Below are 15,270 nucleotides of genomic sequence, written 5' to 3'. Positions count from 1 at the left end.
TCGCGGTGCGCCGTGGGCCGGGCGGTCAGGGGGGGGCGGTGGTCAGGGGAACTGGACCACCTTCGACGGGACGGTGCTCGTGCCCGAGGTGGGGGCGCCGGTGTCGTTGACGACGTGGGCGTACTGGCCCATGCCGCCGAGGGAGATCACCTGGAGGTCGTGCAGTTTGATCCCGGGCTTGACGGGGACCTGGAAGCCGTGGGCCTGCACGATCGAGGGGTCGGCCGTGTAGTTGCAGTAGCTGCCCAGACCCCATGCCTCGTGGGTGGTGACGGTGTCGGCGACCTTGTAGGCCGCGTAGCCGACGATGCCGTCGTGGGTGATGGCGGCGGCGTTCGGGGCGTCGTACGCCTTCTCGTTCTGGAAGAAGATCGTGCGGCCGCGCTCTCCGCTCCAGTGGACGTCGTACTTGTTGAAGTGCTCGACGAACAGACCGGTGGCGAGTACGTCGTTGCCGTTGACGCGCAGGCCGTAGTCGGCGCGGTTGGTGTTCCAGCCGACGCCGCTGCCGTGATCGGCGCGCCACAGCCAGGTGTGGTCGATGACCACGTTGTTGCTGTTGACCACCACGGAGTTGGTGGCGAGGCCGGGGCCGGCGCCGCCGATGCGGACGAACACGTCCTGCATGGTGGTGGGGTTCGCGGAGTGGTCGGCGGTCGAGCCGGGGGTGCCGATGCGCAGGAGCGTGTCGGAGTTGACCGGGCCCGCGTCGATGAGGAATCCGGCGAGCTTCACGCCGTCGACGTCGGCCACATGCATCGCGTCGACGCCGTTGTCCGGGACGAGGGTGGCCAGGCCGAGACCGAGGACGACGGTGTTCGCGCGGGTGACGTCGATGGTCCGGTCGAGGTGGTAGACGCCCGGGGTGAACAGGAGGTTGAGGCCCTGGGCGAGAGCCTGGTTGATGGTGGCCGCTGTTGCGCCCGGCTTGACGACGTAGAACTGGTCGAGCGGCAGGGACGCGCCCGCGTTCGCCGGCCAGGAGACTCCCCGGGCGTTCGTGCGCTTGGCCGGGACGAACACCTTGTAGGCGGAGCCGTCCAGGTAGAGGAAGGGCTTCTCACGCGAGACGGGCGTGGTGTCCAGGGTGGTGTACGGGCCGCTGTCGAAGTTGGTGGCAGGGGCGCCCTGGACGCCGGTGAAGGTCATGTTCCACACGCCGTTGGTCCAGCCGCCGACCGAGCTGTCGCGGGTGTACCACTGCTGCTGGGAGTACGGGCCGACGGTGCCGTCGATCCTGGAGTCGGCGATGTAGCCGCCGGAGGCCCAACCATAGCCGTTGGGCGCCAGGTTGAGGCCGCCCTTGACGTGGATGCGGCGGAACGGTGCGGCCTGCGCCACGGCCCAGCGGTCGGTGCCGTTGGACGGCGTGATGGCGAGGTTCTCCGCCGAGCGCCAGAAGTTCTGGGTGGCGTTGCCGTTGAACCACCCCGCGTCGACGGTGACGTCACCGTTGATCTGGGTGTCGTCGGGGTTCAGACCGAGGCCGGAGATGGAGGTGTAGAAGCCGATCTGGGCGTTGATGCCGTTGTAGGTGCCCGGCTTGAGCAGGAACTGGTAACGGCCGGTGCCGAACTGGTTCGACTCCTGCTGGGCGAAGACGTCGTCGAACTTGCGCTGCAGATCGGGCGTGGAGGGGTCGACGACGATGACGTTCGGGCCCAGGTCGCCGCCGCCCTGCACGGGCGGGACGCCGGTGGTGCTTGTGTGCACCGCGACCTCCCACAGGGAGTACCCGTAACCGGTGCCGCGCGCGGTGCCGTAGACGCGCACATACCGGCCGGAGCCGCTGACGTCGTAGGAGGCCGTACCGCCGCTCGCGCCGGTGACGCTCTTGAGCGTGGTCCAGCTCTGCCCGTCGGAGGAGGCCTGGATCTGGAAGTCCTTGCCGTAGGCGGCCTCCCAGTTCAGGTCCACCTTGCACAGGTCCTGCACGGATCCGAGATCGACCTGGATCCACTGCGGGTCGGCGGACTGGCTGGACCAACGGGTCGAGGTGCTGCCGTCGAAGGCCGCCGAGGCGGGGGTGCCGGCGTTCTCCGTGGAGGACGCCGAAGCGGGCTTGCCCTCCGCGGAGTCGGCCGTGCCACAGCCGGGCTGGGCGCTGCTCGCGGAACCGAACACCTGGAACTCCCAGAGGGAGTAGCCGTACGGGGTCGCACGGTGCACGCCGAGCATGCGCACGTAGCGGCCCTGCCCGGACACGGCCAGGGTGTCGAGCCCTCCGTCACCACCGCTGACGGACTTCAGGTCGCTCCAGGTGCTGTTGTCGTTCGAGATCTGGACCTTGTAGTCCTTGCCGTAGGCCGCCTCCCAGTTCAGCACCACCTGGCTGACCGAGGCCGTGGTCCCGAGGTCGACTTCGAGCCACTGGTCGTCGGTGGCGGCCGAGGACCAGCGTGTTCCGGTGTTTCCGTCGACCGCGTGGGCGGCGGGCGTGCCGCTGTTCTCCTGGGAGGAGGCGGTGACCGTCTTCCCTTGCGACAAGGGCGTCTCGGCCGCGGAGGCCGCGGTGTGGGCGAGGGGCAGGGCGCTCAGCACGGCCGTGGTGGCGAGTGCGACGCCCAGGGATCTGAGTCTCATACGAGTCCCTGCGGGTGGGGGTGGACGAGGGTGGGGCTGAAGTGCACGGGCGCACGCGGGCACAGCGGGGAGGCGTTGCCGCGCGCTTAGTTCAAGACTTGAGTTAACTAGTGATTTCCGTCGGATGACAAGCCCCCGGCGCTGAAAGGGTGTTGGGATCTCGAACAGTCCCTGGCTGTGTACAAGAAGTGATGCCCCGTCACCGCGCTGCTTCCGCGGTAGATCACCTCTTGAATCAAGGCCTGAGAAAAACGTGCCCCGCTTCTTGACCGGCGTATGGCCGCCGGGCATGGTTCGGAGAGCGCTCTCCCAGGGCCGTGCCTCTCGCGGTTCCGCCCCCGGCAACCGCCCCCGAACGACCGGCCGGCGTCACCGTCGAACGTGACCACCGGGGCAGGCGAAGCACATGGCCCCCTCGCACACCGCTCTCCCCTCGGCGAACCGACCCGTCAGGAGCACCCGTGCCCAGACCATCCGTCACCGTCTCACCGCCCCGCCGCCGCGCCGGCTCAGCCCTGCTAGCGCTCGGCACCCTCCTCGTCTCGTCCCTCACCGCCCTCGCGCCGGCCCCGAGTGCCCACGCGGCCGACACCCTCCTCTCGCAGGGCCGCCCCGCCACCGCCTCCTCGCAGGAAGGCGACGGCTTCACGGCCGCGTCCGCGGTGGACGGAAACCTCACCACCACCCGCTGGGCCAGCCAGTGGAGCGACCAGCAGTGGATCCAGGTCGACCTGGGCCGGCAGGCCGACCTCGGCCGGGTCGTCCTGACCTGGGAAGCCGCCTACGGAAAGGACTACGCGATCCAGGCGTCCGACAACGGCACCGACTGGCGCACCCTGAAGACGGTCACCGGCGGCGACGGCGGCACCGACGACCTCGCCGTGTCCGGGACCGGCCGTTACGTCCGCATGCAGGGCATCACCCGCTCCGGCGGATACGGGTACTCGCTGTGGGAGTTCCAGGTCTACGGCTCCGCCGGCGGCACCACCCCGCCGCCCCCGCCCGGCGGCGTCGTCAAGGTCGAGGGCACCCAGGGCAACTGGCGGCTCACCGTCGGCGGGCAGCCGTACACCGTCAAGGGGGTGACATGGGGCCCGGCGGTCTCGGCCGCTGCGACCTACATGCCGGACGTGAAGGCCATGGGCGCCAACACCATCCGCACCTGGGGCACCGACGCATCCACCAAGCCGCTCCTGGACAGCGCGGCCGCCAACGGCATCCGCGTCATCAACGGCTTCTGGCTCCAGCCGGGTGGCGGGCCGGGTGCCGGCGGCTGCGTCGACTACGTCACGGACACCACGTACAAGACCAACGCGCTCACCGAGTTCGCCAAGTGGGTGGACGCCTACAAGAGTCACCCGGCGACGTTGATGTGGAACGTCGGCAACGAGTCGGTCCTCGGGCTCCAGAACTGCTACAGCGGCAGCCGGCTGGAGGCACAGCACAACGCCTACACCGGCTTCGTCGACGACGTCGCGCAGAAGATCCACAGCATCGACCCCGACCACCCGGTGACCTCCACCGACGCGTGGACCGGCGCCTGGCCCTACTACCAGCGCAACGCGCCCGACCTCGATCTGTACGCGATGAACTCGTACAGCAACGTGTGCAAGGTCCGCCAGGACTGGATCGACGGCGGCTACACCAAGCCGTACATCATCACCGAGACCGGCCCGGCGGGGGAGTGGGAGGTCCCGAACGACGTCAACGGCATCCCCGACGAGCCGACCGACGTGCAGAAGGCCGACGGGTACACCAAGGCCTGGAACTGCGTCACCGGCCACCAGGGCGTGGCCCTGGGCGCCACCCTCTTCCACTACGGCACCGAGCACGACTTCGGCGGCGTCTGGTTCAACCTCGTTCCCGACGGGCTGAAGCGGCTCTCGTACTACGCCGTCAAGCGGGCCTACACCGGGACCACCGCCGGCGGCAACACCCCTCCGGTCATCAGCAACATGACCGTCAGCCCCGCCTCCTCCGCCCCGGCCGGCGGCGAGTTCACCGTGCACGCCGACGTCCGTGACCCCGACGGCGATCCGGTCACGTACAAGATCTTCCTCAGCGGCAACTACGCCGGTGGCGACAAGAGTCTCGTCCCGGCGCAGTGGCACTCCACGGGCAACGGGGACTTCGCGGTCACCGCCCCGCAGAAGCTCGGCGTGTGGAAGGTGTACGTGCAGGCCGAGGACGGGCACGGCAACGCCGGCATCGAGACCAAGTCCGTCAAGGTGGTCGCCCCACCGGTCAGCGGGACCGACCTGGCGCTGAACCGCCCGGTCACCGCCTCCTCCTTCCAGGCGTCCTACGGCGACTGCCCCTGCACCCCGGAGCTGGCCGTCGACGGCCGCGGCGACACCCGCTGGGCCAGCGACTGGAGCGACCCCCAGTGGATCCAGGTCGACCTCGGCGCCGCCAAGGCCCTGCGCACGCTCCAGCTCGTCTGGGACCCCGCCTACGCCAAGTCCTACGCGGTGCAGGTCTCCGACGACGGCACCACCTGGCGCCCGGTGTACTCCACGACCGCCGGCGACGGCGACGTCGACACCCTCGGCGTCTCGGCCACCGCACGCTACGTCCGGCTGCAGCTGACCGCCCGCGGCACCGGCTGGGGCTACTCCCTGCACGAGATCGGCATCTACGGCTGATCGGCCGTCCCCCCACGTACAGGAGATCCCATGAGATCGAGTCCACGACGACTCCCCGCACTCCTCCTCGGCACCGCACTGGTCGCCGGCGTGCTCGGCGTCGGCACCATCGCCTCCGCGTCCACCGGATCCGGCGGCCCCGCCCACGACGCGCCCGTCTCCGCGGCCCACGCCGGGCACACCATGGCCGTGTCCACCCAGGATTCCGGCGACGACCCGGACGGCGACGGCTACATCCCGGCGGTCCCGCAGGTCACCGGCGTCGCCCCGTCCACGGCCACCCCGCCGCCGCGCTACTTCCACGAGTTCCAGGCCAACTGCCCGGTCACCCACACCGCCTCCGACGACCCGATCGTCTACCCCGGGCAGCCCGGCAAGTCCCACGACCACACCTTCATGGGCAACACGTCGACCAACGCCGACAGCACCACCGCCTCCCTCGACTCAGGCGCCACCACATGCAAGGCGCCCGCCGACGCCTCCGGGTACTGGATGCCCTCGCTGTACAACGGCGACCAGAAGATCCTGCCCGTCGGCCCCCAGACCATCTACTACAAGGCCGGCGTCACCGACTACACCAGCGTGCGGCCCTTCCCCAAGGGACTGCGGTTCGTGGTGGGCAACCCGATGCAGACCGCCGATGAGTTCCGTCACCACCGTGGCTTCGTCGAGGGCTGGGAGTGCGGCGACAGCTACTTCAACGTCGACTTCCCCACCACCTGCCCGAGCCGGCCCGAAGTCCAGCTCAACATCCGCTTCCAGGCGCCGAGTTGCTGGGACGGGAAGTACCTCGACACACCGGACCACAAGAGCCACATGGCCTACCCGGTCGTCAAGCCCGGCACCAACGACAACATGTGCCCCGCCGACCACCCGGTCGCGTTGCCCATGATCGAGTTCAAGATGGCGTTCCCGGTCAACGGCGACATGTCCCGGGTACGGCTGGCCAGCGGCCGCGGCTACTCCTTCCACTACGACTTCTTCAACGCCTGGGAGGACCGCACGCTCAAGGCCCTGGTCGGCCACTGCATCGTGGGCGGCCTGCAGTGCGACGCCCGCGGCTACGATCAGACGCACCCGGAGGCGGGCGCGGCGCTGAACAGCGACTACCGGCTGCCCTGAGCGCCGTCGTGCCGCACGGCCCGGTCGGACAGCGGAGACGGCCGGGCCCTCGGCCTGCCCGGACGTGGGCGGCCGTCATCTGTCAGCCAAGGGGCGGGGACCGACGACGAACAACTCGACCGCATGATCGACAAACTGAGCCTCGTGCAGAAGGTCCGCCTGCTCACCGGCGCCACGACCTGGCGGGCCGCCGGGGAGCCGGAATCGCACCCACTCTCATCTGCGCGCGGGCCGGGAACCCGCCTACTGGTTCGGCCACGGACCGGACTGCACGACCTGGGCGTAGGAGTCGGTGGACGTGCCCCCGCAGATCGTCGAGGGGAGCGCTCTCACGGCCCGGGTACGGCTGCGCATACCGGTGCCCGGGTGGGACGCGAGGTGGTGCAGGTCTACCTGGCGTGCCCCGGATCGACGGTGGAGCACCCCGTGCGCTGGTTCGCCGGCTGCACCGCCGAGCGCGCCGAGCCGGGGCAGCGGGCCACCGTGGATGTTGCGGTGGAACCTCACCTGCTGCGGCAGTGGTCGCACCGGAACCACGTATGGCGCACGGAGGCCGGAACCTACCGGCTGACGGTGGGCCGCTCGGCGGGGGACATCCGCTGGGAGGGCCCGGTGACGCTCACCACGGCTCCTTGAGCCGTCGCCCGGCGGCCTCGAGTACGGGCGTGGGCCCCGGCCGCCGGAACGCATCCGGTGGCCGGGGCCCGAGCGGGGACGGCGGGGACGGTCAGCCGGTGGCGGCCCCCTGACGGTGCGCCCGGATCAGCTCCGCGTACCGTCGGCCGCTCGCCTTGACGGTGCGCTTCTGCGTCGCGTAGTCGACGTGCACCAGACCGAAGCGCTTGTCGTAGCCGTAGGCCCACTCGAAGTTGTCGAGCAGGGACCAGGCGTAGTAGCCGGCGAGCGGGGCGCCCTTGCGCAGGGCCCGCGCGCACGCCGCCACATGCTGCTCCAGATAGGCCACGCGGGCCGGGTCGTCGACGGTGCCGTCGGGGCCGACGGTGTCGGGGAACGCCGAGCCGTTCTCCGTGACGTACAGCCGGCGGATGCCGTAGTCGTCGGTGAGCCGCATCAGCAGACTCTCCAGCCCGTCGGCGTCGATCTGCCAGTCCATGCCGGTGCGCGGGACGCCGGGCAGCCGGACCTCGCGGGCGTGGGGGACCGGCCCGTCCGGGTCGTCGGCGACCGTGGCCGGGAAGTAGTAGTTCAGCCCGTGCCAGTCCAGCGGTGCGGCGATGGTCTGCAGGTCGCCCGCACGCTCCGGGAGGTCGACGCCGTACAGCTCGCGCATGTCGGCCGGGAAGCCGCGGCCGTAGACGGGGTCCAGCCACCAGCGGTTGGTGTGGCCGTCCATCCGGGTGGCCGCGGCGATGTCCTCGGGCCGCGTGGAGGCCGCCGCGACGGGGGAGTGGTTGGTGACGAGGCCGATGCGGGCACCGGGGACGGCCGCCCGGATGGCCTGCGTGGCCAGGCCGTGGCCGAGCAGCAGATGGTAGGAGGCGCGGACGGCGGCGGTCAGGTCGGTCAGGCCGGGCGCCATCCGGCCCTCCAGATGGCCGATCCAGGCAGAGCAGAGGGGTTCATTGAGGGTCGACCACTGCGTGACCCGGTCGCCCAGCCGCTCGGCGACGAGCGAGGCGTAGCGGGCGAGATGCTCGGCGGTGGCGCGTTCGGTCCAGCCGCCGCGGTCCTGCAGCACCTGGGGCAGGTCCCAGTGGTAGACGGTCACGTTCGGGGTGATGCCCGCCGCGAGCAGGCCGTCGATCAGCCGGTCGTAGAAATCCAGGCCCTTGGCGTTGACGGCGCCGTCGCCGTCCGGCACCACCCGGGGCCAGGCGAGGGACAGGCGGTAGGTGTCCGTTCCCAGCTCCCGCATGAGGGAGACGTCTTCGGGCCAGCGGTGGTAGTGGTCGCAGGCGACGTCGCCGTGGTCGTCGCCCGCGATCTTCCCCGGGGTGTGGGAGAAGGTGTCCCAGATGGACGGCGAGCGGCCGTCCTCGGCGACGGCGCCCTCGACCTGGTAGGCGGACGTGGCGGTGCCCCAGACGAAGTCGCGCGGAAAGGCGGCGAGGTCGATCGAGTCGGACACGGAGAACCTTTCGGAAGGGAACGAGGGAGGGGGCTACTTGACCGCGCCCGCGGTGAGACCGGTGACGAGGTAGCGCTGGAGCAGGAGGAAGCCGGCGACCACGGGGACGCTGACCACCAGCGAGGCGGCCATGATCTGGTTCCAGTACACGTCGTTGAGCGTGGAGTAGCCCTGCAGGCCCACGGCGAGCGTGCGGGTGGTGTCGTTGGTCATGACGGAGGCGAAGAGGACCTCGCCCCAGGCGGTCATGAAGGCGTAGACGGCCACCGCGACGATGCCGGGGATCGCGGCCGGCACCACGACCCGCAGCAGCGCGCGCAGCGGACCGCAGCCGTCGACCAGCGCCGCCTCGTCCAGCTCGCGCGGAACGGAGTCGAAGTAGCCGATCAGCATCCAGATGGAGAACGGCAACGAGAACGTGAGGTAGGTCAGGATCAGGCCGCCACGCGAGCCGAACAGGGCGATGCCGGTCGCGTTGCCGAGGTTGACGTAGATCAGGAACAGCGGCAGCAGGAAGAGGATGCCCGGGAACATCTGCGTGGACAGCACGGTCACCGTGAACACGCGCTTGCCGCGGAAGTCGTAGCGGCTGACCGCGTACGCGGCGAACACCGCGATGACCACCGAGCAGACCGTGGCCGCCCCCGCCACGATCAGCGAGTTGGTGAAGTAGCGGGCGAGCGGGACCGTGGACCAGATGTCGACGTACGGCCGGATCGTCAGCCCGCTGGGCAGCCAGCGGAACTTCCCGGAGACGTCCTGCAGGGGCTTGAGCGAGCTGGAGACCATGACGTACACGGGCAGCAGCACGAACGTGGTCAGCAGCGTCAGGAAGATGCGCCGAGACCACAGGAAGGAGCGCGGTGGCGCCATGGGCGAGCGCGGCGCGGACGAGGTGCTAGACATCGGCCGTCTTCCTCCCTCGGGAAGTGAACAGCAGGTACGCACCCGTCACCACGAGCAGGAAGAGCAGCAGCAGGACGGACATGGCCGATCCGGTGCCGAAGTTCCAGGTGACGAACGACGACTGGTAGATGTGGATGGAGATGAGGTCGGCGGCCTCCGGGGCGGCCTTGCCGAACAGGACGTACGGGGTGTTGAAGTCGTTGAACGTCCACAGGAACAGCACCAGCACCAGCACCTGGTTGACCGGGCGCAGGGAGGGCAGCGTGATACGGCGGATCTGCTGCCACATCCCGGCGCCGTCCAGGGCGGCCGCCTCGTACAGCTCGCCGGGGATGTTCTGCAGCCCGGCCATCACGATGAGGAAGGCGAACGGCCAGCCCTTCCACACCGAGACGATCAGCAGGGCGTAGAAGCTGTTGTCGCCGATGAGCCAGAAGGAGGGCCGGCCGGTGAGGTGCAGCTGGTCGTGCAGGATGCGGTTCACCGCGCCGTTGTCGTGCTGGAACATGAACGCCCAGGTGATGACGGCCGCGTACACGGGCAGCGCGTACGGCACCAGGAAGACGGTGCGCAGCAGGCCCCGGCCGCGGAAGGTGTCCTGCATGCAGATCGCGGCGGCCGTCCCGAGGAGCCAGCACAGGCCCACCGACAGCAGGGTGTAGCCGCACGTGACGAGGAAGGAGTGGAGCAGCGCCTCGCCGACGGGGCCGTCGAAGTCGACCGACAGACGGTAGTTGTCGAAGCCGGACCAGGGCGCGCTGCTCCAGTCCCGGATGAAGAACTGGGTGAGCTGTTTGAAGCTCATGGCGATGCCGATGACCATCGGCACCAGATGCACCAGCAGTTCGAGCAGCAGAGCGGGCAGCAGGAGCAGGTACGGCAGTCCGACGCGGCGGATCCGCCCGGTGCGGCGGCGGGGGCCGCGCGCCGCACCGGAGGAGCTCTTGAGCACCGCCCGGGTGCCCGACTCGGGGACAGTGGTCGTCATCACGGTGTCCCGGCTCACTTCGCGGGCATCTGCTGCTGCGCCTTGGCCAGCTTGGCCTTCACCGACTCGGTGGTCACCGCGCGTCCGGCCGCCGCGTCCGCGAAGAGTTCCTTGACGGCCGTGCCCACCGCTGTCTCGAACTGCGACTCGTCGGCCACCTGGGGCAGCGCCTGCGCGCTGATCGCCAGGGTCTGCCGCAGGACCGCGGTGCCCTGGGAGTTGAATGCCGGGTCGGACTGGGCGGACTTGACCGGCGGGATGGATCCGTAGGCGGTGTTGAGGATCTTCTGCTCGGTGTCGCCGGTCATGAACTTCACGAACTGCGTGGCGCCGTCGAGGTTGTGGGTGTTCTTGAAGACCGCCATGTTGATGCCGGCGACCATGGAGTTGACCTGGGTGTCCGTCCCGGGGGCGCCCGACTGCACGGGCGCGGGGGCCACGCCCCAGTCGGAGTCCTTCATCCCCAGCGTCTTGAAGGTGGCGGAGGCGGTCTGCCACAGCACCATCGCCGTCTTGCCCTTGGCGAAGTCGCTTAGCGACTGGTTCTGCGCGTACTCGGCGTTGCCGGGGTTGACGATTCCGTCCTTGGCCATCAGGTCGACGTACTGCTTGACCGCCGCGACCGCGCCGTCGCTGGTGAAGTCGGGCTTGCCTTCCTGGGTGAAGAAGTCGGCGCCGTGCTGCTTGCCGAGGACGAAGACCTGGTGGATGTTGTTCGACAGGTTCGAGCCCTCGGCGCCCAGTCCGTTCTTGCCCTTGGCCTCGATCTTCTTGCCGTCGGCGACCAGTTCGCCCCAGGTGGCCGGCGGCTTGGTGAGGCCGGCCTCCGCGAAGAGCCGCTTGTTGTAGTAGAGGGCGTACGCCATCGAGTACAGCGGCACCGCCGCCGGGTCCTTGCCCGCCACGCCGGTGGAACCCAGGGCCGAGTCGACGAAGCGGTCCCGGCCCCCGATCTTGCCGAAGTTCTGCGCGTCCCAGGGCAGCAGCGCGCCGGTCGCCTGCAGCGAGGCCGACCAGGTGTTGCCGATGTTCAGCACATCGGGGCCCTGGCCGGAGGTGGTGGCGGTGAGGATGCGGTTGAGCAGGTCGGACCAGGGGACGACCTCCAGCTTGACCTTGATGCCGGTCTGCTTCTCGAACTTGTCGAGTTCGGGCTGGAGGACCTTCTTGTCGACCTCGATGCTCGCGCCCTGGTTGGAGGCCCAGTAGGTGAGCGTCTTCGGCGAGTCGTTGGACCCGCCACCGGTGGACGAACCGCCGCCGCAGGCCGTGGCGGTGAGTGCGAGAGACAGCGTGACGGCGCTGAGGGCCGCGGCTCTGATGTTGCGCATGGCTCCGGGTGTCCCTTTCCGGGAGGCGAGAGCCGTGAAGGTGTCACCGGAGCCGACCCCGTTCGGCACCGAAGCCCCCCATGGCTTAATTTAGAACGTGAGTTAAGCCATGGGGTGAGGGCGTCGTCAAGAGTCCGGCGCGGCACTTGTCCCGACGGTGGCGGCACACGAGGAGACCCAGGTGGCAGCGCACGGTGGTCGCACAGTACGTGACCTGCGAAGAGAGAATCGAACGGCCGTATTGCAACAGTTGTATTTCGGCGGGCCGATGAGCCGGTTCCAGCTCATCCCCGCGACCGGTCTGAGCTCGGGCACGATCAGCAACGTCGTGGCCGAACTGATCGCCGACGGACTGCTGGAGGACTCCGGCGGAACCGGCACCCAGGGCGGCCGGCCCCGCACTCTCGTACGCATCGCCGCCGGCAGCGCTCACATGATCGGCGTCGACGTCGGCGAAACCCGGGTACGTGTCGAGCTGTTCGACCTCTCCCTCGCCGAGCTCGCCCGAACCGAACGGCCCCTCACCCAGCCCGGCGAGTACGACGTCGGCGTCGTCCTCGGCCACATCCACGAAGGTGTCGCCGAGGTCCTGCGGACCTCCGGCATCGAGGCGGACAGCCTGCTCGGCGTCGGCGTCGGAGTGCCGGGGATCGTCCAGTCCACCGCCACGGACGGCACGGTCGTGCACGGCCAGACGATCGGCTGGGACGCCGTACCCCTGGAACGGCTCCTGCGTGGTTCGGGCCATCTGCCGCCCGGTGTGCCGTACTTCATCGACAACGGAGCCAAGGCCGTGGGGCAGGCCGAGATGTGGTTCGGCGCCGGACGCGGCGCCCGCTCCGCGGTGGTCGTGCTCTTCGGATCCGGTGTCGGCGCCTGCGTGGTCACCCACGACGCCGCCCGCGGCCAGGCGGTCGAATGGGGCCATCTCACCGTACGGGTGCGGGGGCGACGCTGCCGGTGCGGCGCGCTCGGCTGCCTGGAGGCGTACGCGGGAGCCGAAGCACTTGTCGACCGCTGGCGTGAGGCGGGCGGCAGCCCCTCACCGGGGGCCGGTCAGGAGGCCGCGCTGACGCAACTCCTGGCCGCGGCCCACCCGGTGGACGGCGCCGCGTCCGACGAGGTGGCCACGGCCGTGCTCGCTGAGACCGCCGAGTACCTGGGTGCCGGCCTGTCCGACCTCATCAACCTCTTCCGGCCCGAGCGCATCCTCGTCGGCGGCTGGGCCGGTCTTCAACTCGGCGCCCGTTTCCTGCAGTCGGTGCGCCACCACGCCCTGTCCCGCGCCCTGCGGCATCCCGCCGCCCGCGTCGGCATCGCGCTCGGCCGCTTCGGCCCGGACGCGGTGACCGTCGGAGCCGCCACCCTGCCGCTGGCCGACTTCTTCGCCCACGGCGGGCGCCTCCCGGACCCGAGGGGGACACGGACGCCGGTGCCTGTGCCACCATGGAAGGCGGCGCTGGGGCGACGGATGGCCTGAGTTAAGGTCGAGGAAACGAGGGCGAGTCAGGCCGATTCCCGGGTGACGAGCTGCGGGTCGAAGACGACCGAAGCAGGCTCGGTGCGCTCACCGCGGATGTGGGCGTCCAGGAGACGGGCCATCTCCTCCGCCATCCGCTCCACCGGCTGACGGACCGAGGTCAGCGGGGGCCGGCAGGTCGCGGCGACGCCGCTGTCGTCGAAGCCGACCACGGCGACATCGTCGGGAATCCGCCTGCCGCGTTCCTGGAGCAGCCGGCAGGCGCCCTGAGCCATGAGGTCGTTGGCCGCGAAGACCCCGTCGACTTCAGGGAGCCGGGCGAGCAGCGCCGCCATCGCCTCCATTCCACTGGTGAGGGTGAAACCCCCTTCGACGAGGGGCGTGTCCGTGACCCCGGCCCCGGTCAGCACCTCACGGAAGCCGGCCAGTCGCTCACGGCTCGCGGGCACGTCGAGCGGCCCGGTCACGGTGCCCGGCCTGCGGCAGCCTCGCGACAGCAGGTGCCGCGCCGCCAGCCGGCCCCCGGCCCGGTGATCGAGGTCGACATGGCTCAACGGGACCGGCCGTGCCGGGCGGGCGAACAGCACCGCCGCAAGCCCGGCCTCGGCCAGTTGGGCGGGCAGCGGATCGTCGGGATGCGTCGAGACGACGAGCGCACCGTCGGCCCTGCCCTGCCGCAGGTAGGTCAGCACCTCCTGCCGGTCTTCGGCCGACTCCGCGAACATCAGCACCGGATGCATCGAGCGCGGCCGCAGAAACCCCACGACTCCACCGACCACCCGACCGAAGAAGGGGTCCGTGAAGACCCGGGTGGCAAAGGCGTTCGGGGTGTCGTCGCCCGCGGCGTCCCCCACCCCCGACACCACGAGGGCCACCGTCTCGGCACGCCGGATCACCAGCGACCGGGCGGCCCGGTTGGGGGCGTAACCGGTCAGCTCGATCGCCCGCTGCACCATCTCCTGAAGCGCGGGATCGACGTTGCGCACGCCGTTCACGACCCGCGAGACCGTCGCCCGTGACACCCCCGCCTCACGTGCGACGTCCTCCAGGGTCGGTGTCTGCCTGCTCATGTCCGCACCCTAACGGCACGCCGAAAACACCGCCTAGAGTGCGGCGGTGGCACAACGGCACCTGCTCCGGGGTGGGGCCGGGCCCCACTCAGGGCACGCAGGGCGGGCCGCCGGGCAGTGGCACGGCCGGCGGCCCGCCGAGCTCGCTCAACTGCCGGGGACGGTGTCGGCCCGCTCGTCGTAGGAGCGGGCCTGCCCGGGCGACATCAGTCGGCGGGCTCGCCGAACCAGCGGGAGAGGTGGGCGTCCAGATCCTGCTGATCGTCGCCGATCCAGGCGACGTGTCCGTCCGGGCGTAGCAGGACGCACGGAACGTCCAGTGCCGCAGTGGGATCCGCGAGGTGATCGACCCGGTCCGACCAGCCGCCGACGGTCAGGCGCTCGGTGCGGTCCAGCAGCAGGCCCCGGCCGCGGTGCAGCAGTCCGTAGAGGCGGCCGTGTTTCACGTCGATGTCGGGCAGGCGGCGCCCGAGCAGGTCGGGCCCTTCACCGAAGTCGTAGCGGATGCCGATCGCGGTGATCTTCTCGATGAGATGGCGGTTCACCTCGTCGAAGTCCATCAGTTCGGTGAGCAGCCTGCGCACGGCCTGCGCGCCCGGTTCGGTCGAGTGCAGTTCCATCTGGGCGCGGGTGTTGTCCAGCACGTCCGCCGCGACCGGATGACGTTCCGCCTGGTAGGTGTCCAGCAGCGTTTCGGGCGCCCAGCCGCGGATCTGCGCGGCCAGTTTCCAGCCGAGGTTGAACGCGTCCTGAACGCCCAGGTTGAGGCCCTGTCCGCCGGTGGGTGGATGGGTGTGTGCCGCATCGCCGGCCAGCAGCACCCGACCGACCCGATAACGGTCGGCCAGCCGGGTGGCATCCCCGAAGCGGGACAGCCGGCGCGGGGAGTGCACGCCGAAATCGGTTCCGGCGATGGCGCGCAACTGGTGTCTGAAATCCTCGAGGGTGGGCGGTTCCGCGCGGTCGCTGACTCCCGCGGCGGGGACCATGACGCTGTAGACCCCTTCACCGACCGGCCTGAGCCAGAACCTCGGGTGGGTTTTCCAGCTGCTGATC

Annotated in this window: 10 protein-coding genes and 1 pseudogene; 4 read left to right on the top strand and 7 right to left on the bottom strand. The window is 70.2% G+C overall.

Going from position 1 to position 15,270, the window contains the following annotated elements:
- Positions 1 to 42: 42 nt before the first annotated feature.
- On the bottom strand, positions 43 to 2,583 hold the full coding sequence (locus ACF1GV_RS38700; protein WP_391691058.1) for a discoidin domain-containing protein: 2,541 nt from the start codon (positions 2,581 to 2,583) through the stop codon (positions 43 to 45).
- A 461-nt stretch (positions 2,584 to 3,044) separates the two neighbouring features.
- On the opposite strand from ACF1GV_RS38700, the gene ACF1GV_RS38695 reads away from it, so the two are divergent.
- The 3 genes from ACF1GV_RS38695 (at position 3,045) to ACF1GV_RS38685 (ending at position 6,986) form a co-directional block, all read left to right on the top strand.
- Complete coding sequence (locus ACF1GV_RS38695) at positions 3,045 to 5,228, top strand: discoidin domain-containing protein (protein ID WP_391691056.1); 2,184 nt, start codon at positions 3,045 to 3,047, stop codon at positions 5,226 to 5,228.
- 30 nt (positions 5,229 to 5,258) lie between these two features.
- Positions 5,259 to 6,350, top strand: a complete 1,092-nt coding sequence (locus tag ACF1GV_RS38690) for a DUF1996 domain-containing protein (protein ID WP_391691053.1) — start codon at positions 5,259 to 5,261, stop codon at positions 6,348 to 6,350.
- Between the two features lie 366 nt (positions 6,351 to 6,716).
- Positions 6,717 to 6,986, top strand: a complete 270-nt coding sequence (locus tag ACF1GV_RS38685; protein WP_391691050.1) for a fibronectin type III-like domain-contianing protein — start codon at positions 6,717 to 6,719, stop codon at positions 6,984 to 6,986.
- Positions 6,987 to 7,077: 91 nt separating this feature from the next.
- On the opposite strand, the gene ACF1GV_RS38680 is transcribed toward ACF1GV_RS38685, so the two are convergent.
- Genes ACF1GV_RS38680 through ACF1GV_RS38665 form a run of 4 tightly spaced genes read right to left on the bottom strand, consistent with a single transcriptional unit; the run spans position 7,078 to position 11,664 of the window.
- Positions 7,078 to 8,439: a GH1 family beta-glucosidase gene (locus tag ACF1GV_RS38680; protein WP_391691047.1), complete on the bottom strand. Its 1,362-nt coding sequence runs from the start codon at positions 8,437 to 8,439 to the stop codon at positions 7,078 to 7,080.
- A gap of 33 nt (positions 8,440 to 8,472) precedes the next feature.
- Positions 8,473 to 9,345: a carbohydrate ABC transporter permease gene (locus tag ACF1GV_RS38675; RefSeq protein ID WP_391691044.1), complete on the bottom strand. Its 873-nt coding sequence runs from the start codon at positions 9,343 to 9,345 to the stop codon at positions 8,473 to 8,475.
- The gene (locus ACF1GV_RS38670; RefSeq protein WP_391691041.1) at positions 9,338 to 10,333 is read right to left on the bottom strand and encodes a carbohydrate ABC transporter permease; all 996 of its coding nucleotides are present in this window, start codon (positions 10,331 to 10,333) and stop codon (positions 9,338 to 9,340) included. Before ACF1GV_RS38670 ends, ACF1GV_RS38675 begins: the two co-directional genes overlap by 8 nt.
- A gap of 14 nt (positions 10,334 to 10,347) precedes the next feature.
- Positions 10,348 to 11,664, bottom strand: coding sequence for an ABC transporter substrate-binding protein (locus ACF1GV_RS38665; RefSeq protein WP_391691038.1), 1,317 nt, complete (start codon positions 11,662 to 11,664; stop codon positions 10,348 to 10,350).
- A 181-nt stretch (positions 11,665 to 11,845) separates the two neighbouring features.
- Between ACF1GV_RS38665 and ACF1GV_RS38660 the strand changes: the two genes are divergently transcribed.
- Entirely contained in the window at positions 11,846 to 13,144 is a 1,299-nt protein-coding gene (locus tag ACF1GV_RS38660; RefSeq protein WP_391691035.1) for an ROK family protein, read from the top strand.
- 26 nt (positions 13,145 to 13,170) lie between these two features.
- On the opposite strand, the gene ACF1GV_RS38655 is transcribed toward ACF1GV_RS38660, so the two are convergent.
- Together ACF1GV_RS38655 and ACF1GV_RS38650 are read right to left on the bottom strand one after the other, a co-directional pair.
- Complete coding sequence (locus ACF1GV_RS38655; RefSeq protein WP_391691032.1) at positions 13,171 to 14,214, bottom strand: LacI family DNA-binding transcriptional regulator; 1,044 nt, start codon at positions 14,212 to 14,214, stop codon at positions 13,171 to 13,173.
- A 206-nt stretch (positions 14,215 to 14,420) separates the two neighbouring features.
- Positions 14,421 to 15,257 (bottom strand): annotated as a pseudogene (locus ACF1GV_RS38650) (FAD-dependent monooxygenase); the annotation flags it as partial.
- Between the last annotated feature and the right edge of the window lie 13 nt (positions 15,258 to 15,270).

This window comes from Streptomyces sp. NPDC014006 (genome assembly GCF_043088925.1).
Lineage (GTDB): Bacteria > Actinomycetota > Actinomycetes > Streptomycetales > Streptomycetaceae > Streptomyces.
Note: the sequence above shows the minus strand (reverse complement) of the source record. Positions and strands in the feature narration are given on the sequence as shown.